We start from the raw sequence: 18,305 nt of genomic DNA, 5'->3' as shown, positions 1-18,305 counted from the left end.
CGCCCCATAGCCATGTGGAAAGCTATAAGCAGGCCAAGGTGCCGGGCAGCGGACGAACGGTAGTCTGCAGCGTATTGCGATCTATTTGAGTTTGCGCGTGTCCAGTTCTATCCAGGTCGGTGCATGGTCGCTGGCATGTGCCTCATTACGCACCCAGGCATCTACGCCGGCGTTTTTCAGGCAAGGTTTGAGCGTTGGATTGAGCAGCAAGTGATCAATGCGCAAGCCTGCGTTCTTCTGCCAATGCTGGCGGAAGTAGTCCCAGAAAGTGTAGATCCTGTCGTTGGGGTAAAGATGGCGCAGCGCATCGGTCCAGCCCTGCTGCAACAGGCGCTGGTAGCATTCGCGGCTCTGCGGTTGCAGCAAGGCATCCTTGAGCCATGAACGGGTGTTGTAGATGTCGAAGTCGGTCGGCACTACGTTGTAATCGCCGGCCAGTACCACAGGATGATCGCTGCCTTGCAAGGTAGCAGCATGCTCGATCAATCGTTCGAACCAGGCCAGTTTGTAATCGAATTTCGGGCCCGGTTGCGGATTGCCGTTGGGTAGATACAAGCAGCCGACCAGTACCCCGTGCGCTGCTGCCGCCAGATAGCGGCTTTGCGGATCGCCTTCGGTGCCGGGTAAGCCGCGCCGTACTTCCAGCGGCTCGGCATCGCGAACGAGGATGGCCACGCCATTCCAGGAAGCCTGGCCCATGAACAGGCTGGCATAACCGATTGCCTCGAGGTCGGCCTTGGGGAAGTACCGGTCTACTGCCTTGAGTTCCTGCAAACAAGCGATATCAGGGCGTTCACGTTCGAGCCAGGCCAGCAGGTTCGGCAGCCGGGCGCGAATGCCATTGACGTTGAAGGTAGCGATCTTCAAGGTTTTCATCGGATGGCGGTCCTGCAGCAGTTGCAAAGCCCGGAGCCTGGAAAAAAATCTAAACCTTTTGCTTGGCGCCAGGCTCAACAGTGGGCGGAGTCGGTGTCGCGCCAACAAGGCACCTTCTTGAAAAATCACCCTCACGTCCGGCCATCGGATGGTGGGCCACTGATTGCGGAGAAACCATGAGCACACCACTTAACGGCAAACGCGTCCTGATCATCACCGCCAACACGGGCATCGAACGTGATGAACTACTCAGTCCCCTGCAAGCCCTGCGCGAGCAAGGCGCGGGCATTACCCATGGGTCGATCAAAGGCGGCACCGTGCAGACCTTCTTGCATGACACCGACAAGGACCGTACGGTCGAATCCAACGCCAGGCTTGCAGACCTCAACGGCGACGACTTCGATGTCCTGATCATCCCAGGCGGTACGGTCAACGCCGACACCCTGCGTCAAGATGCCGATGCAGCGCGGCTAATCCAGGCATTCAGCCTCTGCGGTAAAACTATAGCCGCAATTTGCCATGGTCCCTGGGCGCTGATCGATGCCAAGGTGATCGCCGGCAAGACATTGACCTCTTACCCCAGCGTTCGTACCGACCTGGTCAACGCCAAGGCCGAATGGGTGGACGCCGAAGTCAAGGAGTGCACCGCCAAAGGCTGGCGCTTGATCACATCGCGCAATCCAGACGATCTGCCGGCGTTCAACAAGGCAATTGCCCAGGCTTTACAGGCGGCGTGATCTCAGCGGCCACGCCAGCGCTCGATAGCGCTGAACAAGGCCATGCCCAGCAACATGGCGGCAACGAAGAGAATACTTTGCCAGTAGCCGGTCAATAACAGCACCAGGCCAGGGCCAGGGCAGATACCGGCTAAGCCCCAGCCCGCACCAAATACCAGGCTGCCGAGAATCAGCCTGGAGTCCACATCGCGGGCTGCGGGCATACGCATGGGGGAACCCAGCAGTGAGCGCGACTGTTTGCGACTCCATTGCAGCGGTACGAACGCAACCGCGATTGCAGCGACCATGACCAGCGCCAGTGATGGGTCCCAAAGCCCGGCCAGATCGAGAAAACCAAGGACTTTGGCCGGATTGGCCATGCCGGCCAGCAAAAGGCCAAGACCGAATACCAGACCTGCCAGCAAAGCGACTATTGCCCTCATGCTCAGCCCCCCATCAGGTGACGGGCAATGAAGACCACGCCGATGCCGCTGGCCATGAACGACAGGGTGGCCACCAGCGAACGCGGCGATAGCCGGGCCAGGCCACACACGCCATGGCCGCTGGTGCATCCCGAGCCATAGCGGGCGCCCAGGCCTACCAGCAAACCTGCAACAATCAAGGTCAATGGTCCGGCCTCGAACTCGGCAAGCGGTCGCCCGGCAAACACCCACCAGAGCAAGGGCGCTACTAAAATCCCGAGAACGAACAACCCCTTCTCGCGTCTGCCCTCATCATGCTTTTGCAACAGGCTACCCAGCAGGCCACTGATGCCTGCGACACGGCCGTTCAGCAGGGCGAACATACTCACGCCCAGACCAATCAGGGCGCCGCCGAGCAACGCCGACCACGGTGTGAAATGGGCCCAATCGATTGTCATGTGCGCTCCTGGCAAGGTCTGCTGTAGGGTTCGGCGCAGACTTTACCAGATTGCGCCAGCGCCTACCTTCCGGTAGGTGCTGGCTTGCCTCGCGACCCAAACCTACGCCTGGCAGGCATGCAGCTCGCGAATCAGCTTCTTGTTGATCTTGCCGACACTGGTTTTCGGAATTTCATCGACAAATCGCACCTGCCGTGGCACGGCCCATTTGTTCAGGCTGCCGCTGTCGACGAACTGTTGCAGGTGCTGTGCCAGCGATTGTTGATCCAGATGCATACCTGCCACACAAACCACCAGTGCCAGGGGCTGTTCCCCCCATTGCGCATCGGCAATGCCAACAACTGCCACTGAGTCGACGCCAGGGTGTTGGCTGATCAGGCTTTCCAGCGCTACCGAGCTTATCCACTCACCGCCGGTTTTGATCACGTCCTTGATCCGGTCGCGAATCTGCACCACGCCGCGTGCATTGATGCAGGCCATGTCACCGGTGTGCATCCAGCCATCAGCCCACAATGCTGCGCCTTGCTCAGGTTCTTTCAGGTAGCCCTGGGTCAGCCAGGGCGCGCGTACCACGATCTCGCCGAGGCTTTCACCGTCGTGTGCGACCTGATTGCCTTGCTCATCGACGATACGCAAGTCCACCAGTGGAATGGGCACGCCAGCGTTGATGCGCAGGGGTATCTGCTGGTCCATGGGCAGCGCCAGGTCTTGCGGGGTAAGGTTGGTCAGGCTCAGCAGCGGGCAAGTTTCGGACATGCCGTAGCCACAGTGCACACGAATGCCGCGGTTGCTCGCCCGTGTTGCCAGGCCTTGGGTCAAGGCGCTGCCGCCGAGTAGCATTTTCCAGCCGGTAAGGTCGGTATTACGGCCCTCCTCGCTGTCGAGCATCATCTGCAGCAGGGTCGGGACGCAGTGCGAAAAGGTCACCTGCTCTTCGCGGAACAGGCGCACAAGCTGGTTGGGTTCGTAGCGCCCAGGGTACACCTGCTTGATACCCAGGGCGGTAGCCACATAAGGCACGCCCCAGGCGTGTACATGGAACATCGGCGTGATGGGCATGTACACATCGCCGGAACGCAGCAACGGCTCGGCACCACAGGCCGCCAACGTCCCCAGTTCATTAAGGGTGTGCAGCACCAATTGGCGGTGGGTGAAGTAGACGCCCTTGGGGTTGCCCGTGGTGCCGGTGGTGTAGAACAGGGTTGCCAGCGAATTCTCGTCAAAGTCCGGGAATTCGTACGCCGTAGCCGCCGCAGCCAGCAGCGCTTCGTACTCGCCCAGTACCGGAAGTGCGCTGGTGCAGGGTTGTGCATCGCCCAAGCGAATGAAACCTTCGACTGTCTCCAGTTCGTCCTGCAGTTGCTCCATCAATGGCAGGAAGTCATCGTGAACCAGCACCAGCTTATCTTCGGCGTGGTTCATGGTGTAGCGGATCTGTTCAGCCGACAGGCGCACGTTCACCGTGTGCAGTACTGCGCCCAGCATTGGCACGGCGAAGAAGCATTCGAGCGCACGATGACTGTCCCAATCGAGCAAGGCCACAGTATCACCCGCTTTCACCCCTGCCGCGACCAGCATGTTGGCCAGCCGCTGGATGCGCTCCTGCAAGGTGATGTAGTTGTAACGCAGCTTATCGGCGTAGACGATTTCCTGGCCAGGCTGGTAGCGCACACCGGAAAGCAGCAGGCGCTTGATCAGCAGCGGATAGCTATAGGCCCCGGGCGCCGGGGCAATCACGCGAGTTTCGATCATTGCGGGATCCTTCACAGTTGTTCGGCGTCGAGCAGGTACAGGCTGGCGCTGCCGGCCTTGACGGTGGCGCTGAGCGACTGGATGCGCGGCAGCAGGCGTGCGAAGTAGAAGCGCGCCGTTCCCAATTTACTGGTGTAGAACGTACCCTGCTCATCGCGTGCCTGAGCCACATCGGCCATTTGCGCCCACATGTAGGCATACAGCGTGTAGCCGAACACATGCAGATACTCCACTGCCGCCGCGCCGATTTCGCGGGGGTTGCCCTGGGCACGGTCGAGCAGCCACGCGGTCAATTCATCCAGATTGTCGATGGCCGCCAGCAGCGGCTCACTGAACTCGCTCCGCGATGGGTCCAGACGCTGGGCGAATGCTTTCATTTGCGCAGACAACTGGCTGTAGGCCTTGCCACCATCGGCAACCAGCTTGCGCCCCACCAGGTCCATGGCCTGGATACCGTTGGTGCCTTCGTAGATCTGGGTAATCCGGCAATCGCGGATCAATTGCTCCTGGCCCCATTCGCGAATGTAGCCATGGCCGCCGAACACTTGCTGACCATGTACCGTGGTTTCCAGCCCCATGTCGGTAAGGAAGGCTTTGGCCACCGGGGTCAGCAGCGCCACCTGGGCCTGCGCGCGATTGCGTTCTTGCTCGTCTTCGCTGTACTTGGCCAGGTCCAGTTGCAGGGCCACATAGGTGGAAAACGCCCGCCCGCCTTCGTTCAAGGCTTTCATGGTCAACAGCATGCGGCGTACGTCAGGGTGGACGATGATCGGGTCGGCAGCTTGTTCGCTGGCCACAGGCCCGGTCGGGGCGCGGCTCTGTAACCGCTCGCGGGCATATTCGATGGCGTTCTGATAAGAGCGCTCACCCAGGGCCAGGCCCTGAATGCCTACGCCCAGACGTTCGTAGTTCATCATGGTGAACATGGCATTCAAGCCTTTGTTCAGGTCGCCCACCAGATAGCCAGTGGCACCGTCGAAGTTCATTACGCAGGTGGCCGATGCCTTGATGCCCATCTTGTGCTCGATCGAGCCACACCCCAGGGCGTTGGCATCCCCCAGCGAACCGTCGTCGTTGACCATCACCTTGGGCACCAGGAACAGCGAAATGCCCCTGGCCCCTGCAGGTGCATCCGGCAACTTCGCCAGTACCAGGTGAATGATGTTCTCGCTGAGGTCCTGCTCCCCCCCCGTAATGAAGATCTTGGTGCCGCTGATCCGGTAGCTGCCGTCGGCCTGAGGTTCGGCGCGGGTACGAATCAAACCAAGGTCGGTACCGGCATGCGGTTCGGTCAGGCACATCGAACCGGTCCAGCGCCCTTCGTACATGGCGGGTAGATACTGGGCCTTGAGTGCGTCGCTGGCGTGATTGAGCAGCGACAGGCAGGCGCCAGCGGTGAGCATCGGGTACAAGCCGAACGACAGGTTGGCAGCGTTGAGCATTTCCTCGACCTGGGCGCCTATAACCTTGGGCATGCCCATGCCGCCGTATTGCGTCGCACCTGCAACGCCGACCCAGCCATCTTCGGCGTAGGCGCGATAAGCCTCGGCGAAACCGTCCGGGGTGATGACTCGACCGTCTTCCCAGCGGCAACCCTGTTCATCGCCACTGCGATTGAGCGGCGCGATGACCTGGGCAATGACCTTGCCCGCCTGTTCAAGGATGGCCTTGGCGGTATCGACATCAATATGCTCGGCCAGCGCTGGTATCCGTGACCATACGGCCGGGAGGTCGAACACCTCGTTGAACAGAAAATCCATGTCGCGCAGCGGTGGAAGGTAATCAGACATGATGCGAGCACTCGACTTCTTTGGTTGTTTGTTGCAGCCCGTCGGCAGCGACGGTGCTGGAAGCGGGTGCCTGGGCCTTGTTGCCAGGCAGAAGGAAATACGACAGCGCCGGAATCAGGATCAGCGCGCCGAGCATGTTCCAGAGGAACATGAAGGTCAGCAGGATGCCCATGTCGGCCTGGAACTTGATCGGTGACCAAGCCCAGGCGACCACGCCGGCAGCCAAAGTGATGCCGACCAGGCCGACCACTCGACCGGTGAAGGCCACGGCATTTTGATACGCCTCGGACAACGGCAGGCCCTTGCGCTGGTAGTGCAGTTGCACGCTGAGCAGGTACAGCGCGTAGTCCACGCCAATGCCCACGCCCAGGGCAATTACCGGCAAGGTCGCGACTTTCACGCCAATCCCCATCATCACCATCAGCGCCTCACACAGCACCGAGGTGAGAATCAGCGGCAGCACGGCGACCAACGTGGCCCGCCAACTGCGGAAAGTGATCAGGCAGAACAGCGTGACCGCCAGGTACACCAGCAGCAGCATGGTGCGGTTGGCATCGCGCACGACAATGTTGGTTGCCGCTTCGATCCCGGCACTGCCGGCAGCCAGGAGGAATTGGCGATCGTCACTGCTGTTGGCCTGGGCAAAGCGCTCGGCAACGGCCACCACTTCATCCAGAGTGTCGGCTTTGTGATCCGTCAGGTAGGCAATCACCGGCATCAGCGAGCAGTCGTTGTTGAACAGTTCGGGGGCATTGACCGAGGCCTGTTGGGCGGCGTAGTTGAGCACGTCCTGGTTGCGCTGAATGCTGTTGAGCTTGGGGTTGCCTTCATAGGTGCCGGCCGTTATCTGGCGTACCGCGTTGGTCAACGACAAGGTGGTCTGTACCCCGGCGTGCTGTTGCAGCTCCCAGGCCAGACGATCGGCGAGTACCAGCGTCTGGTACCGCAGGCAGCCTTCCGGGGCGGTCTTGATCATCACTGCGAACGTATCGCTGGAAAGCGCGTAATGATCGGTGATGTAGGCGTTGTCACGGTTGTAGCGTGAGTCGGCGTGCAGCTCGGGCGCACCGCTGTCGAGGTCGCCGATTTTCAGCTGCAGGCTCAGGGCAAAGCCCCCTGCTCCCAATACGCCGGCGACCAACAAGGCGGCCGTCGCCCATTTGCGGGTGGTAAAGCGATCTAGCAGGTCCCAGAGCTTGCCGAAGCCACGATGCTCTGCAGCCCGCGAATCGATACGCAGGGCGCGCTCGGCGGCCTTGCGCCCCACGCCGATGTACGACAGTGCCACCGGCATCAGCAGCAGCGAGGTAAAGATCAATACCGCCACACCGATACTGGCAGTGATCGCCAGGTCTTGAATGACCGGAATGTCAATCAGCATCAGCACGGCAAAGCCCACCGCATCGGCCAGCAGTGCGGTAACACCGGCAACAAACAGGCGGCGGAAGGTATAGCGTGCGGCAACCTGGCGGTGGGTACCGCGGCCAATGTCCTGCATGATGCCGTTCATTTTCTGCGCGGCATGCGACACGCCAATGGCGAAAATCAGGAACGGCACCAGAATCGAGTAAGGGTCGATGGCATACCCCAGCCAGGCAACAATGCCCAGTTGCCAGACCACCGCGGTCAATGAACACAGCACTACCAGCAAGGTACTGCGCACACACCGGGTATAGAGGTAGATGATCACCAGGGTGGTCACCACCGCCAGGGCAAAGAACAACATCACCTGGATCAAACCGTCGATGAGGTCGCCCATAAGCTTGGCGAAGCCGATCACATGGATCTTGTAGGTGCCTTGCGCCTCGTACTGGCTGCGCAATTGCTCAAGTTTCTGCGAGAACGCATGGTAGTCGACGCCACGGCCGGTGGCCGAGTCCTGGTCGAGCAGCGGCACGATCAACATGCTCGACTTGAAGTCGCGGGCAACCAGGCTGCCGACGATGTTTGCGCGTTCGATGTTCTGTCGCAGCTGTTCGATGTCGGCTTGCGAGCCCTGGTAGCCGTCGGGCATCACCGGGCCGCCCTGGAAGCCTTCTTCAGTCACTTCGGTCCAGCGCACCGCCGGGCTCCACAGTGACTTCATCCAGGCGCGGTCCACGCCCTGGCTGAGGAACAGTTCATCGTTGATATGGCGCAGGGTCTGCAGATACGCCGGGTCAAAGATGTCGCCCTGGGTGTTTTCCACCACCACGCGCAGCGAGTTGCCCAGACCGCGCAGTGACTGGCGATTTTCCAGGTAGTTCTGAATGTACGGATGACTCTGGGGAATCATCTTTTCGAAACTTGGGCGCAATTCCAGGCGCGTCACGGCCATGTACCCCAGCACCAGGGTAGCCAGCAGCATGCACACCATAAACGGCAGACGATGATTGAACACCAGACGTTCGAGCATATTGCCGGAGCGGGCATCGAAGTCGCCAAGGTTACGGACCACCGGCAAGGTGTCTTGTTGGATATTGGCCATCAGGTTGTTCTCTTATTATGGCTGCAGCGGTTGGTCGAAGGACTGCGTACGCACACCACGGTCCCCTACCAGCACCAGGTCGGTACCGGCGTCGAATGTCGCCGCACTGACCGGCGTGCGCGAGGTTTGCTTGACCGCGACAAAACTGGCGCCGTCGTCCTTGCTCATTAGCAGGTCTCCGGCCTGGCTCAACAGCCATAGCTGGCCACGGTTGTCCTGACTTGCGGCAGTAATACTGGTGGTCAAGGCGGTGCTGACTTGTTGCCATTGCTGGCCACCATCGACACTGCGGTACACATGCCCGCGCAGCCCATACACCAGCAGCACACCCGGTTTACCGATTGCGCCGAAAAAGGTGCCGCTATAGGGCGTGTTTACCCGAGTGAACTGCTGACCGTCGGCACTGAGCTTGAGCAACAGGCCTTGTTCACCGGTGATGTACAAGGTGTTGTCGACCCGTGCCAGGCTGGTCAGGTGCAGGGCCTGGGGGTTGTCGCTGCGCTCAAGCCACGGTGTCCAATGCTGGCCGCCATCGGCGGTGTACAGCAGCAAGTTGAAGACACCTACGGCATAGCCGTGGCTGGCATCGGTGAACAGCACATCCAGAAACGGCTTGTCGGCGCCTTCGGCTTGCAGGCGCTCGCCCTCTGCCACCAGCGCGGCCCAGCGCTGATCATCCGGAGCTGCCTGTGCCTGACTGCGGTACCAGGTCAGCACTTGTTCGCCAAGCATGCGGCCGTCGAGCTGCTTCTCCCAGCTTTTGCCGCCATCACGGCTGTGCAGGATCACGCCGTCATTGCCCACCGCCCAGCCAAGCTCCGGCGTTGGAAAACTCACCGCATTGAGATCGGCACTGACCGGCACCTGTGCCTGTTGCCAGTGGATGCCGCGGTCATCGGAGTAGAGGATGTGCCCACGTGGGCCCACGGCGATTTGCCGGGCGCCCGCCGAAGTGACGTCGCGCAAGGCGCTTTTCATCGCCAATGCGCTAGGCATGGCCGGCAAGTCCAGCACATCGACATAGGGTGCTGCCTGCGCAGTGCCTTGCAGGGCGAGCAGCGCCAGGGTCAGCGTCGTCCATCGCTTGAAACAATACATACCCGATCCTCCGGATAGCTCAACCAGGGACCGGGCGCCGATCTATGGCGCCCGGTCATTCATGCCGGCTTAACGAATACCAGCACCGGCCAGGGACTCGGGCGACCACTGGGTACGGGTCAGCGGCTCGATGTAGCGAATGCCGCCATAGGCACCCACCACACCGTTGAGGTTGTAGGTGCCGCCAATCAGGTCATAGATCATGAACGGCGTTGCATCCGGGGTCTGTTTGTCGTAACTCTGGCTGAGGAAGGCAAACGAGCCACGGTATAGCTGACCACGGGCGTCATACTGGTCGGAGGCCAGAGCGATCCAGCTGTCCTCGTCCAGGTAGAAACGGCGTTTGTGATAGATGTGGCGAGCGCCATCCTTGAGCTTGCCCTCGACCACCCACACGCGGTGTTTTTCCCAGCGCACGAACTGCGGTGCGAGGTGGTTAGGCGTGGTCAGGCTCTTGATGTCGGTGTTGTAGGTCAGTTGGTAGGTGTTGTACGGCACATACATTTCCTGCTTGCCGACCAGGGTCCAGTCGTAGCGGTCCAGGGCGCCGTTGAAGACGAATACATCGTCATAGGTGCCAGAACCCGAGGTGCCTGGGTTCGGCGTGTCATAGGCAAGGTTCGGCGCCAGCTTGACCCGTCGTTGACCTGGCAGGTACACCCAGGCGCTGCGTGGCTGCACCAGCGGGTTGGCGGCGTCACGCAGCATCATCGCTTCACCGGCACGGCGAGCAGGTGCGGTGTACATCAGCTTCATCTGGTAGTAGGTGTCTTTGGAGCCGATTGGCTTGTTCATGTCCTCGTAGATCGGGTAGCTGATGTTCGCCTGGCCTGTGGTCGACAGGGTTGGCACACCAGCGGAGTCCACGTTCCACGAGTCATACTTGGCCGCCATGCTCACGCCCTGATAGCGCAGGAGGAAGTTCCACATGGCCTCGGCGCCGCTCTGCGGGATCGGGAATGGAATGCCAGGCAGCACGTTCTCGACTGCGGTGCCACCCTCCTTGCTTTGTGCGCCCACGGCGTTCTTGACGGTGTTGTCCAGCACCGGCTGCGGCAGCGCCACGGTACGGTGGGTCGGATACACATCGACACGGAAGGTCGGGAAGCGCTTGAGCAGTTCCTGGGTGGTCGCGGTCAACTGGCCTTTGAATTGATCGGCGTTCTTGCCGTCGATGACCAGCAGCGGCTTTTCACCGGCGAACGGGTCCGGACGCATGCTGTCGCCGCTCTTGTAGCTGGCCGGTGGCGTGACCAGGCCGCCTTTGTAAGCAGGGATCGAACCGTCGGCGTTGGCGGCGGTTTGTGCGCCGATGTGGGTCAGGCTGGTGCCCAGTTGCGCAGCTTGTTCGGTGGAGACAGCTGCCTGTGCCGAGTTGATGGCGGCCAGTGACAGGCACGTGGCTAAAAGCGTATGCACGTAGTTCATGATGATGTTTTCCTGCGTGATGTCTGGAGCAAGAGGTAACTTAAAAGGTGGTTTTGACGGTGAGGTAAAGCGCACCACGGTCCTCGGTGGTTGCACCGCCGCCAGAGAAAGAGGCGTAACCACCGCCGTAGCAGGTGTAATCCTGCTCACCGTCCAGGGCATTGGGTGTCGTGCCATCGGTCTGGCCGTTTTTGCACGACTGGGACTTGCCGAAGCTGTCGACGTACTTGAGGTCGACGAAATACTGGTTGTAGATCGCAGCACCCACGCCGACTGCGTAGTTGCCGGTGTCCTCGGCGCCGCCACCTTGTACCGGCGATACGCCGTCGATACCGACGTTGATCGACAACGGCATGCTCATGTCGACACCCGGCATGACCTGGTACCAGGTCGGGGTGAAGTTGACAGCAATGCCCCAGTTGTCGCGGGTGGGTTTGTCGATACCGCGGTAGCTGCTCTTGCCCTTGTACAAGGCTTCGTTGTGGCCATCGAGCTTGAGCAGATTGCTGTAGAACAGTTCGCCCAACAGGCTGGCGCTGTCGAAAAATGGTGTGTCACCGATGCTCATCAGACCGTTGAGGGTCCAGTGCAGCGTCTGGCCGGTAGCGCTCAAGCCATCGCCGTCGCTGGGCACGTCATAGACCACACCGCTGCTTGGCGAACGTGGTGGCAACAAACCGAAACCGCCCCCCAGGCCACCCTGTCCGGGTGCGCTGACGATTGCCGGAATGCTGGCCAGCGGCATGTTGTGGCGGATGTTCAGGTCGCTACCGACACTGATGCCGCCTACGTCCTTGGACAAGCTCAGGCCATAGACGTCGATGTTGTCGGCGTAGGCGAACTGGTAGGTCGGGGTTTGCAGCGAGTTGTAGAGGTTGCCGACGGCGCCCTGCAGGCTTGCCGGTGGCGTACCGAATGGGCCACGGGATACGGTCAGGCCACGGGCGTCCAACCAGGCCTGTGGCAGAATTTCCGAGGTCTTGCGGTAGTAGAAGCCCAGGGTGCCGCCCAACCACTCCGGAGACCACTTGGCCATGACACCCCAATCACCGCGCTTGTCCGGGGTCAGGTCGTGACCACGTCGAATGCTGGTCAACGCTCCTTGGACAGGAATCAGGCCTGGAGTGCCGGTGTGGCCGAGCAGGAAGCTCTGGGCGCCCTCACCCACCAGGTCCGAGCCGCCGTAATAGGTGCCGGCTTCCGGCAGCCTGGCAGCATCCCAATCGAGGAAATACTGGGCGCCGATAGTCAGTTCCGGGTTTACCAGGAAGGAGCCCGAGAGCTGGTTACGTGGCACGAACAGTTCTTTGGCTTCGGTTCCGGGCGACGCGGCCAGTTTCGCCAGGTCCAGGCCCGACTGGCCGTAGCTCAGCGAGTGCACCGGGTTGAGCAGGGTTTCACCCCAGAACAGGTTGTGCTGGCCCAGTTTGCCGCTCAGCTCCGAGCTTTCGCCGATTTCGGTGCGCATGAACACGAAAGCATCCAGCACTTCACCCGACGGGCCACTGTAGTAGCGCTGGGCGTAGTTGCTCAGATGCGGGCTGCCCAAGGGCGTGCCGGTGCCGGGCAGGCCATTGAGGCTTGGGTTGATGCCGGAGGTGTCGCCATTGCCGTTGACAAACGGGTTGGAGTTGGAGCCGGTGTTGTCGTAAGCCTTGTCATACCAACTGGCGGCGCTGACCCGAAAGCCCATGTTGCCCTGGTAGATCACGTCGAGCTCGGTGAGCAGGTCAACACGGTTGGTGATGTTGGTGCCGGCCTTGCGGAAGTTGTAGTCGCCGTCGTTGTTGTTGGGGGTTGCCAACATACGTTTATCGGCACTTTCTGTGCGTACGCCGTAGTTGTACTTGACGGTGTTATCCAGACGCACGGCCCAGTCTTCGCTGCCGGTGTCGAGTTCAAAGGCCTGGGCGCCAGGCAAAGCGAGCAGACTGATGGCGCAGGCCAGCAGGCAGCGCTGTGGGTACACAGCACAGTGAGTGCGATGGTTCGGCATTACGATGACTCCGGTTATTGTTATTGTTTTTTACCGCTCGTCGTTTGCGAGCGTTGGTCAAGCGTCCCTGCGGTACAGCGGGCTCAGCGGTCCAGCGTCTGAATGAAAGTTTCGGCCTGCGGCCAGTGGCCGAATCCTGCCGCGGGGTTGAGATGACCGACGGCGCCCAGTTCGACCAGTTCGCTGCCCCAACCGCGGGCCATTGCGCTTACTGCCTCAAGGCTGGCCAGGTGGTCGTTGCTGCTGGCAGCAACGATGCTTGGGAACGGCAACTCGGTGATCGGCAGCGGCGCCCAGCCATTGGCACGCAGGCTGTCCGGGCTTGGGTAAGCCGCAGGCCACTGCGCCTCAAGGTCGGGTGGTGCAGCCAACAGCGCGCCCTTGATCGGTCGCTGATAGCGTGCGGCCCAGTGCGCCACCATGAGCACACCGGCGCTGTGGGCTACCAGCACAACGTCGCCATCGATCTGTTCGAGTTCGCGCTGGATCGCCTCGACCCGCGCCTGGCAGTCAAGGCCATTTACCTGCAACGGTGGCACCGAGCGAACGTTGGCCAGGCGGTTTTGCAGCAACGTCTGCCAATGTTCGGCAACATGATCACGCAAGCCGGGAACGATCAGGACAGTAGCGGCGGTATGCAGTTTTTCCACGTCGACACCTATGCTCATGACAGTCCGCTCGCAGATATCCCCGAACGGTTCGAGTGTCACAGTAATCACCCCTCCTCCCGGGCGCTTTACATTGAGCGTCAGTGACTTTTCATTTGATGACAGGGTTTTGCCCAGGCGACCGAAGCGCCGGCCTGCCGGGGTTTCAAGGCTTTAGCCTTGGTGGTAAACGACTTCTCAATTGGCGACACACAGGCTATAAAAGGTAATCCGCCGCAGAAGCGGGTCGTCTGATGACAATGCGTGGAAAACAATAAAATGACAGCCCTTGTTCGTGCCGCAAGCCTTACCAACTACCTTGAAGTGTCCCGTCACTTGGGGCTCAACCCCCATGCGCTGTTGGCCCAGGTTGGCCTGAGTGCCGCCTTGCTCGATGACCCCAACCAGCGCTTGGCAGTCACCAGCGTGATCACCTTGCTGGAAGAGTCTGCCCGGGTCAGCGGCTGTGAAACCTTTGGTCTGCGTATGGCCGAACTTCGGCAACTGTCGGACTTTGGCGAGATCAGCCTGTTGCTCAGTCACCAACGCACCCTGCGCGATGCCTTGCAGGTGATTGTGCAGTATCGACATCTGCTCAATGACGCTTTGGCCATCCACATCGAAGAAGCGGGAAAAACCGTGATCATCCGTGAGGAAGTGGTCAGTGATTTGCCCCATCGCGGTCGTCAGGCCACGGAGCTTGCCATTGGTGTAATGCTGCGCCTATGTGCGGCGCTGCTCGGCGCGCACTGGCGCCCGATCAGCGCCAACTTCACCCACGCAGCGCCCGCCGACCTGGCCATTCACCGCAGGATTTTTGGTTGCAAGCTGCTGTTTGGCAGCGAGTTCAACGGCATCGTTTGCCCGGCGGCCGACCTGGACACTGCCAATCCGTTGGCCAACGAAGCGATGGCCCGCCTGGCCCAGCGTTACCTGGATACGTTGGCTGGCGGCAAGCTGTCGTTGGAGCTGGAGATGCGCAAGACCATCTACTTGCTGCTGCCAATGGGACGGGCAACCATCGAGCAGGTTGCCCAGACCCAGGGTATGAATGTGCGCACCCTGCAAAGGCGCCTTGAGGAATGTGGCGTGACCTTCAGCGACTTGATCAACGGCGTGCGCCGCGACCTGGTGATCCGGTACCTGGAAAACCCCAATTATTCATTGGGGCGGATCGCCGACATGCTTGGCTATTCGATGCCCAGCTCATTTACCCGCTGGTTCATTGCCCAGTTCGGCATGCCACCGGCTTCTTGGCGTTCACAACATGGCGTGCAGCAGCGCTGAGCCCGTTACAGGCCCCAGTGCATCAGTGCGAGTACCAGAAGCACGAGGAATACCGTTTCACCCACCATCAATGCGATGGGCTTGATACCCACAGAGGCAAGCTCCTTGAGCTGGGTCTTCATGCCCAGGGCGCTGATTGCGATCACCAGGCACCAGCGTGACAGTTCGTTGACCCCGCCCTGTACTGCGGTAGAAATCCAGCCGGTGCTGTTAACGCAGGCCAGCAAGACAAAACCTACGGCAAACCATGGCAACAGCGGCGGCCGCTTGCCGGTGTCGGCGTCACCTGCGCGGCGGGTGATCATTGCCGCCACGACAATGACCGGCAGCAGCATCGCAACCCGCATCAGCTTGACCACAGTGGCAATGTCGCCGGTTTCGGTGGACATGCTATAGCCCGCGCCGACCACCTGCGCCACGTCATGGATGGTGGCACCGAGAAACACTCCAGCCTGAGACGGCGACAACTGCAGCCAGCCTGCAATCATCGGGTAGACAATCATCGCCAGGGTCGACAGCGCCGACACACCGATCACGGTGAACAGCGTCGCGTGTTCTTTCTGTTTGTGCGCAGGCAAGGCAGCAGCCAGAGCCAGTGCGGCCGACGCACCACAAATCGCCGTAGCGCCACCGGTAAGCATGCCGAACAAGCGATTGAAGCCCATTGCCTTGGCCACCAGCATCGACACACCGATAGTCACCCCCACAATGATCACCACCAATGCCACCGGCTTCCAGCCAAGGCTGGCAATCTGCTCGAGCGTAATGCGCATGCCCAGCAACGCCACCCCGACGCGCAACACGGTGCGCGCGGTAAATTCAATCCCTGCCTTGCAACGTCCATCGGCAGAGAGAAAATTCAACGCCATACCCAGCAACAGGGCAAACAGCATGACGGGCGCGCCATAGTGTTCACTGAGAAAGCTGGCGGCGGCAGCGGCGATCAGGCTCACAACAAAACCCGGTGCAAGCTCGCGCACGCGATGGTTAACGGCGGCAATTGCGACAGCGGTCATTGGCCGGCCTCCTCGGTGTCGACAACGATGAACAGCTGTTCGCCTTCGCACTCCACCGGGTAGCTGGCGACTTTGAGTTGCGTGGAGTTGAGCAGGTAGCCGCTGGCCAGATCGAAGCGCAGGCCATGGGCGCAACACTGAATGACCCGTCCGTCCAGGCGTCCACCACAGAGCGAAGCGCCTTGGTGTGGGCAACTGTCATCGATGGCATAAAAATGGTCAGCGACGTTGAACAGCGCCAGGCTTTTGTCTTCGAACGTCAGCAACGCTCGGCCACCCCGCGCGGGTACCTTGGCCGATGGCACAGGATATCGGTAGCTCATGCCAGCGCCACCTGATCCACTGCCAGTGCTTCAAGCATGACGTCAAACAAGACTTCGGCAGGTTGCGCACCACTCACTTCCAACAGCTGGTTGAAACGAAAAAATGGAACACCAGCACTGGCACGGTGGTTGCTACTCATGAACGGACTGGCGTCCCCGCGCAAGCAGTCAGCAACCTGACCCGGTTCCAGGTCACAGCTGCGTGCAATCTTGAGCAAAGTAATCGGATCACCCAGGTCCTTGCCATGCTGGAAATAGGCTGCGAACAGCTGCGCCAGAAGTTGCTCGGCACGTTGCGGTTGCCCCAGCGCTACGGCGCGCTGCAACAAGCGGTGTGCATCACCCGTGTTGGGCATGCGGCAAATACGGGAAAAATCAATATTGACGCCGACGGCCTCGGCCGCCGCACGCACCTGCGCCTGACGCTGACGCACAGCCTCATCGCTTCCCAGGCGCTTGCGGTAAAACGCCTCGAACGGTTGACCGGTCCTGGCCATGTCAGGCAGCAATTGCACGCCTCGCCAGTGCAAGGTGACATCAACGTCTGGCTGTTCCAGGCGCAATTGTTCAAGCGCAACCTGCAGGTTACGTTGACCAATCAGGCACCAGGGACAAATAAAGTCGATAAATACTTCAATGGACAACGCTTGCTTCACGGTTTTACCTCCTGAATCTGCGCCGCGTCAGGCGCTGTCTGTTGCAGCCCCTCCAGACGGGCCATGTCGCTGTGATAGTGACGCTTGGCAATAAAGAACACCGCAGCAGCACCGATGCTGATCAGAGGCACGAGCTGGAAGGCAGCGTGCAAGCCGATCACGTCGGAAACCCGCCCGGTAATCAGAGGCCCGGTGGCCAGCCCCAGCAGGTTGTTGGCCAGGGTCAAGGTGGCAAAGGCTGTACCGTGAACCGAGTAATGCGTAAGGTTGGCAACCATGGCACTGGATGGCCCGTTGGTGCCTGCCGCAATCATCATGCCCAGGCAGATCAGCACCAGTTGCGCGGTGCCCGAAGGCAAGGCAAACGCCAGCGACAACAACAAGCAACTGCCCAGGCAGTAGCCGATTGCCAGGCTGATCTTGCGATCCGGACGCTGCCGGCCCAGGCGGTCACACAGCATGGCGCAGAGGATCATGCCGATACCGCTGCAGAGGACGATGATGGCCGCCACTACACCGGCTTTATCCGTGCCCATTTCGTAATAGCGGTTCAGATAGCTGGGCATCCACACGATAACCGTACCACCGACGAACAGTTGCAGGCCGCTGGCAACGTAGGCTGCAATCACCGAACGACTACCGTAGAGAGTGTGCAATGGCCGAGCGATCTTGCATGGCGTGGCATTGGCGCGTTTCGGGGCAATTTTTGCTTCTTTGACAATCAACGGATACAGCAACGCCAGCAACAGGCCAAATAGCGCCATGCCGGCGAACGCCCACCGCCAGCCGAAATGCTGGGCCATCACCCCACCCAGTGCCATGCCCAGCACCGAGCCGAACATGCCGCCGGCCATGAAGGCGCCGGCCAGAGTTGCGCGCATATCACGGGGAAATACCGCGACGACAACAGCGATACCGACGCTGCCATAGGCGGCTTCACCGACACCGACCAGAAAACGAGCGATGAACATTTGCTGGTAGTTTTCTGCCAGGGCGCACCCCAGGGTCGCCAGGCTCCATAGCACGGCCATCAACACCAGGCTTTTCACCCGCCCGAAGCGGTCGGCCATCAATGACAACGGGAAAGTCAGCAGCCCGACCATCAGGGCGACGATGCCACTGAGCAATCCGAGCTGGCTATCGCTCAGGGCCCATTCGCCCTTGAGCAGCGGAAATACGGCGTTGAGCACTTGGCGCGACATGTAGTCGGAAATCAGCAGGCCAAAGGTCAAGGCAAAGACAATCCAGGCATAGCGCCGTGGAATGCCACGTGAAGTGTCGGCACCATCATCTGTGGTGCTGGCGATATAGGCGGCCATGCTGGCTCCTCTGTTGTCTGGGCTAAGTCTTGTTGTTATGGAAGCCTGACTAAC

Annotated in this window: 16 protein-coding genes; 2 read left to right on the top strand and 14 right to left on the bottom strand. The window is 60.5% G+C overall.

Annotation, left to right across the window (positions count from 1 at the left end; genetic code table 11):
- Positions 1-81: 81 nt before the first annotated feature.
- The gene (xth, locus tag D3Z90_RS12390) at positions 82-876 is read right to left on the bottom strand and encodes an exodeoxyribonuclease III (RefSeq protein WP_136476070.1); all 795 of its coding nucleotides are present in this window, start codon (positions 874-876) and stop codon (positions 82-84) included.
- Between the two features lie 176 nt (positions 877-1,052).
- On the opposite strand from xth, the gene D3Z90_RS12385 reads away from it, so the two are divergent.
- Positions 1,053-1,613: a type 1 glutamine amidotransferase domain-containing protein gene (locus tag D3Z90_RS12385; protein WP_136476069.1), complete on the top strand. Its 561-nt coding sequence runs from the start codon at positions 1,053-1,055 to the stop codon at positions 1,611-1,613.
- A gap of 2 nt (positions 1,614-1,615) precedes the next feature.
- On the opposite strand, the gene D3Z90_RS12380 is transcribed toward D3Z90_RS12385, so the two are convergent.
- The 9 genes from D3Z90_RS12380 to D3Z90_RS12340 form a co-directional block, all read right to left on the bottom strand.
- Positions 1,616-2,035 carry a DUF6691 family protein gene (locus D3Z90_RS12380; protein WP_136476068.1) on the bottom strand — a complete coding sequence of 140 codons (420 nt, stop codon included), beginning with the start codon at positions 2,033-2,035 and terminating at the stop codon, positions 1,616-1,618.
- A gap of 2 nt (positions 2,036-2,037) precedes the next feature.
- Positions 2,038-2,472, bottom strand: coding sequence for a YeeE/YedE family protein (locus tag D3Z90_RS12375; RefSeq protein ID WP_136476067.1), 435 nt, complete (start codon positions 2,470-2,472; stop codon positions 2,038-2,040).
- 102 nt (positions 2,473-2,574) lie between these two features.
- Positions 2,575-4,224: a fatty acid--CoA ligase gene (locus D3Z90_RS12370; RefSeq protein ID WP_136476066.1), complete on the bottom strand. Its 1,650-nt coding sequence runs from the start codon at positions 4,222-4,224 to the stop codon at positions 2,575-2,577.
- A gap of 11 nt (positions 4,225-4,235) precedes the next feature.
- On the bottom strand, positions 4,236-6,014 hold the full coding sequence (locus D3Z90_RS12365; RefSeq protein ID WP_136476065.1) for an acyl-CoA dehydrogenase C-terminal domain-containing protein: 1,779 nt from the start codon (positions 6,012-6,014) through the stop codon (positions 4,236-4,238).
- A complete protein-coding gene (locus D3Z90_RS12360) occupies positions 6,007-8,481 on the bottom strand; it encodes an RND family transporter (protein ID WP_136476064.1) in 2,475 nt (824 codons plus the stop codon). The genes D3Z90_RS12365 and D3Z90_RS12360 overlap by 8 nt, the downstream gene beginning before the upstream one ends.
- Before the next feature lie 15 nt (positions 8,482-8,496).
- A complete protein-coding gene (locus tag D3Z90_RS12355) occupies positions 8,497-9,579 on the bottom strand; it encodes a YCF48-related protein (RefSeq protein ID WP_136476063.1) in 1,083 nt (360 codons plus the stop codon).
- Positions 9,580-9,648: 69 nt separating this feature from the next.
- Positions 9,649-11,007, bottom strand: coding sequence for a DUF1329 domain-containing protein (locus D3Z90_RS12350; protein WP_136476062.1), 1,359 nt, complete (start codon positions 11,005-11,007; stop codon positions 9,649-9,651).
- A 40-nt stretch (positions 11,008-11,047) separates the two neighbouring features.
- Positions 11,048-13,003 (bottom strand): DUF1302 domain-containing protein, encoded by a 1,956-nt coding sequence (locus tag D3Z90_RS12345; RefSeq protein ID WP_136476061.1) that lies wholly within the window; start codon positions 13,001-13,003, stop codon positions 11,048-11,050.
- A gap of 83 nt (positions 13,004-13,086) precedes the next feature.
- A complete protein-coding gene (locus D3Z90_RS12340) occupies positions 13,087-13,653 on the bottom strand; it encodes an alpha/beta hydrolase (protein ID WP_136478937.1) in 567 nt (188 codons plus the stop codon).
- A gap of 276 nt (positions 13,654-13,929) precedes the next feature.
- Here D3Z90_RS12340 and D3Z90_RS12335 point away from each other — a divergent pair, with 276 nt between their 5' ends.
- The gene (locus D3Z90_RS12335) at positions 13,930-14,937 is read left to right on the top strand and encodes an AraC family transcriptional regulator (RefSeq protein ID WP_136476060.1); all 1,008 of its coding nucleotides are present in this window, start codon (positions 13,930-13,932) and stop codon (positions 14,935-14,937) included.
- A 5-nt stretch (positions 14,938-14,942) separates the two neighbouring features.
- On the opposite strand, the gene D3Z90_RS12330 is transcribed toward D3Z90_RS12335, so the two are convergent.
- From D3Z90_RS12330 to D3Z90_RS12315, 4 genes are read right to left on the bottom strand one after another with little or no spacing between them, the layout of a single operon-like run.
- A complete protein-coding gene (locus D3Z90_RS12330) occupies positions 14,943-15,953 on the bottom strand; it encodes a YeiH family protein (RefSeq protein WP_136476059.1) in 1,011 nt (336 codons plus the stop codon).
- A complete protein-coding gene (locus tag D3Z90_RS12325; RefSeq protein ID WP_136476058.1) occupies positions 15,950-16,276 on the bottom strand; it encodes a Rieske 2Fe-2S domain-containing protein in 327 nt (108 codons plus the stop codon). The genes D3Z90_RS12330 and D3Z90_RS12325 overlap by 4 nt, the downstream gene beginning before the upstream one ends.
- Positions 16,273-16,932 carry a DsbA family oxidoreductase gene (locus tag D3Z90_RS12320; protein WP_136476057.1) on the bottom strand — a complete coding sequence of 220 codons (660 nt, stop codon included), beginning with the start codon at positions 16,930-16,932 and terminating at the stop codon, positions 16,273-16,275. Before D3Z90_RS12320 ends, D3Z90_RS12325 begins: the two co-directional genes overlap by 4 nt.
- Positions 16,929-18,251 (bottom strand): MFS transporter, encoded by a 1,323-nt coding sequence (locus D3Z90_RS12315; protein WP_136476056.1) that lies wholly within the window; start codon positions 18,249-18,251, stop codon positions 16,929-16,931. The genes D3Z90_RS12320 and D3Z90_RS12315 overlap by 4 nt, the downstream gene beginning before the upstream one ends.
- Between the last annotated feature and the right edge of the window lie 54 nt (positions 18,252-18,305).

It is taken from the genome of Pseudomonas sp. DG56-2, from assembly GCF_004803755.1.
GTDB classification, from domain to species: Bacteria; Pseudomonadota; Gammaproteobacteria; order Pseudomonadales; family Pseudomonadaceae; genus Aquipseudomonas; species Aquipseudomonas auratipiscis.
The sequence above is the reverse complement of the archived record's forward strand: the minus strand, read 5'-3'. Positions and strand labels throughout refer to the sequence as shown.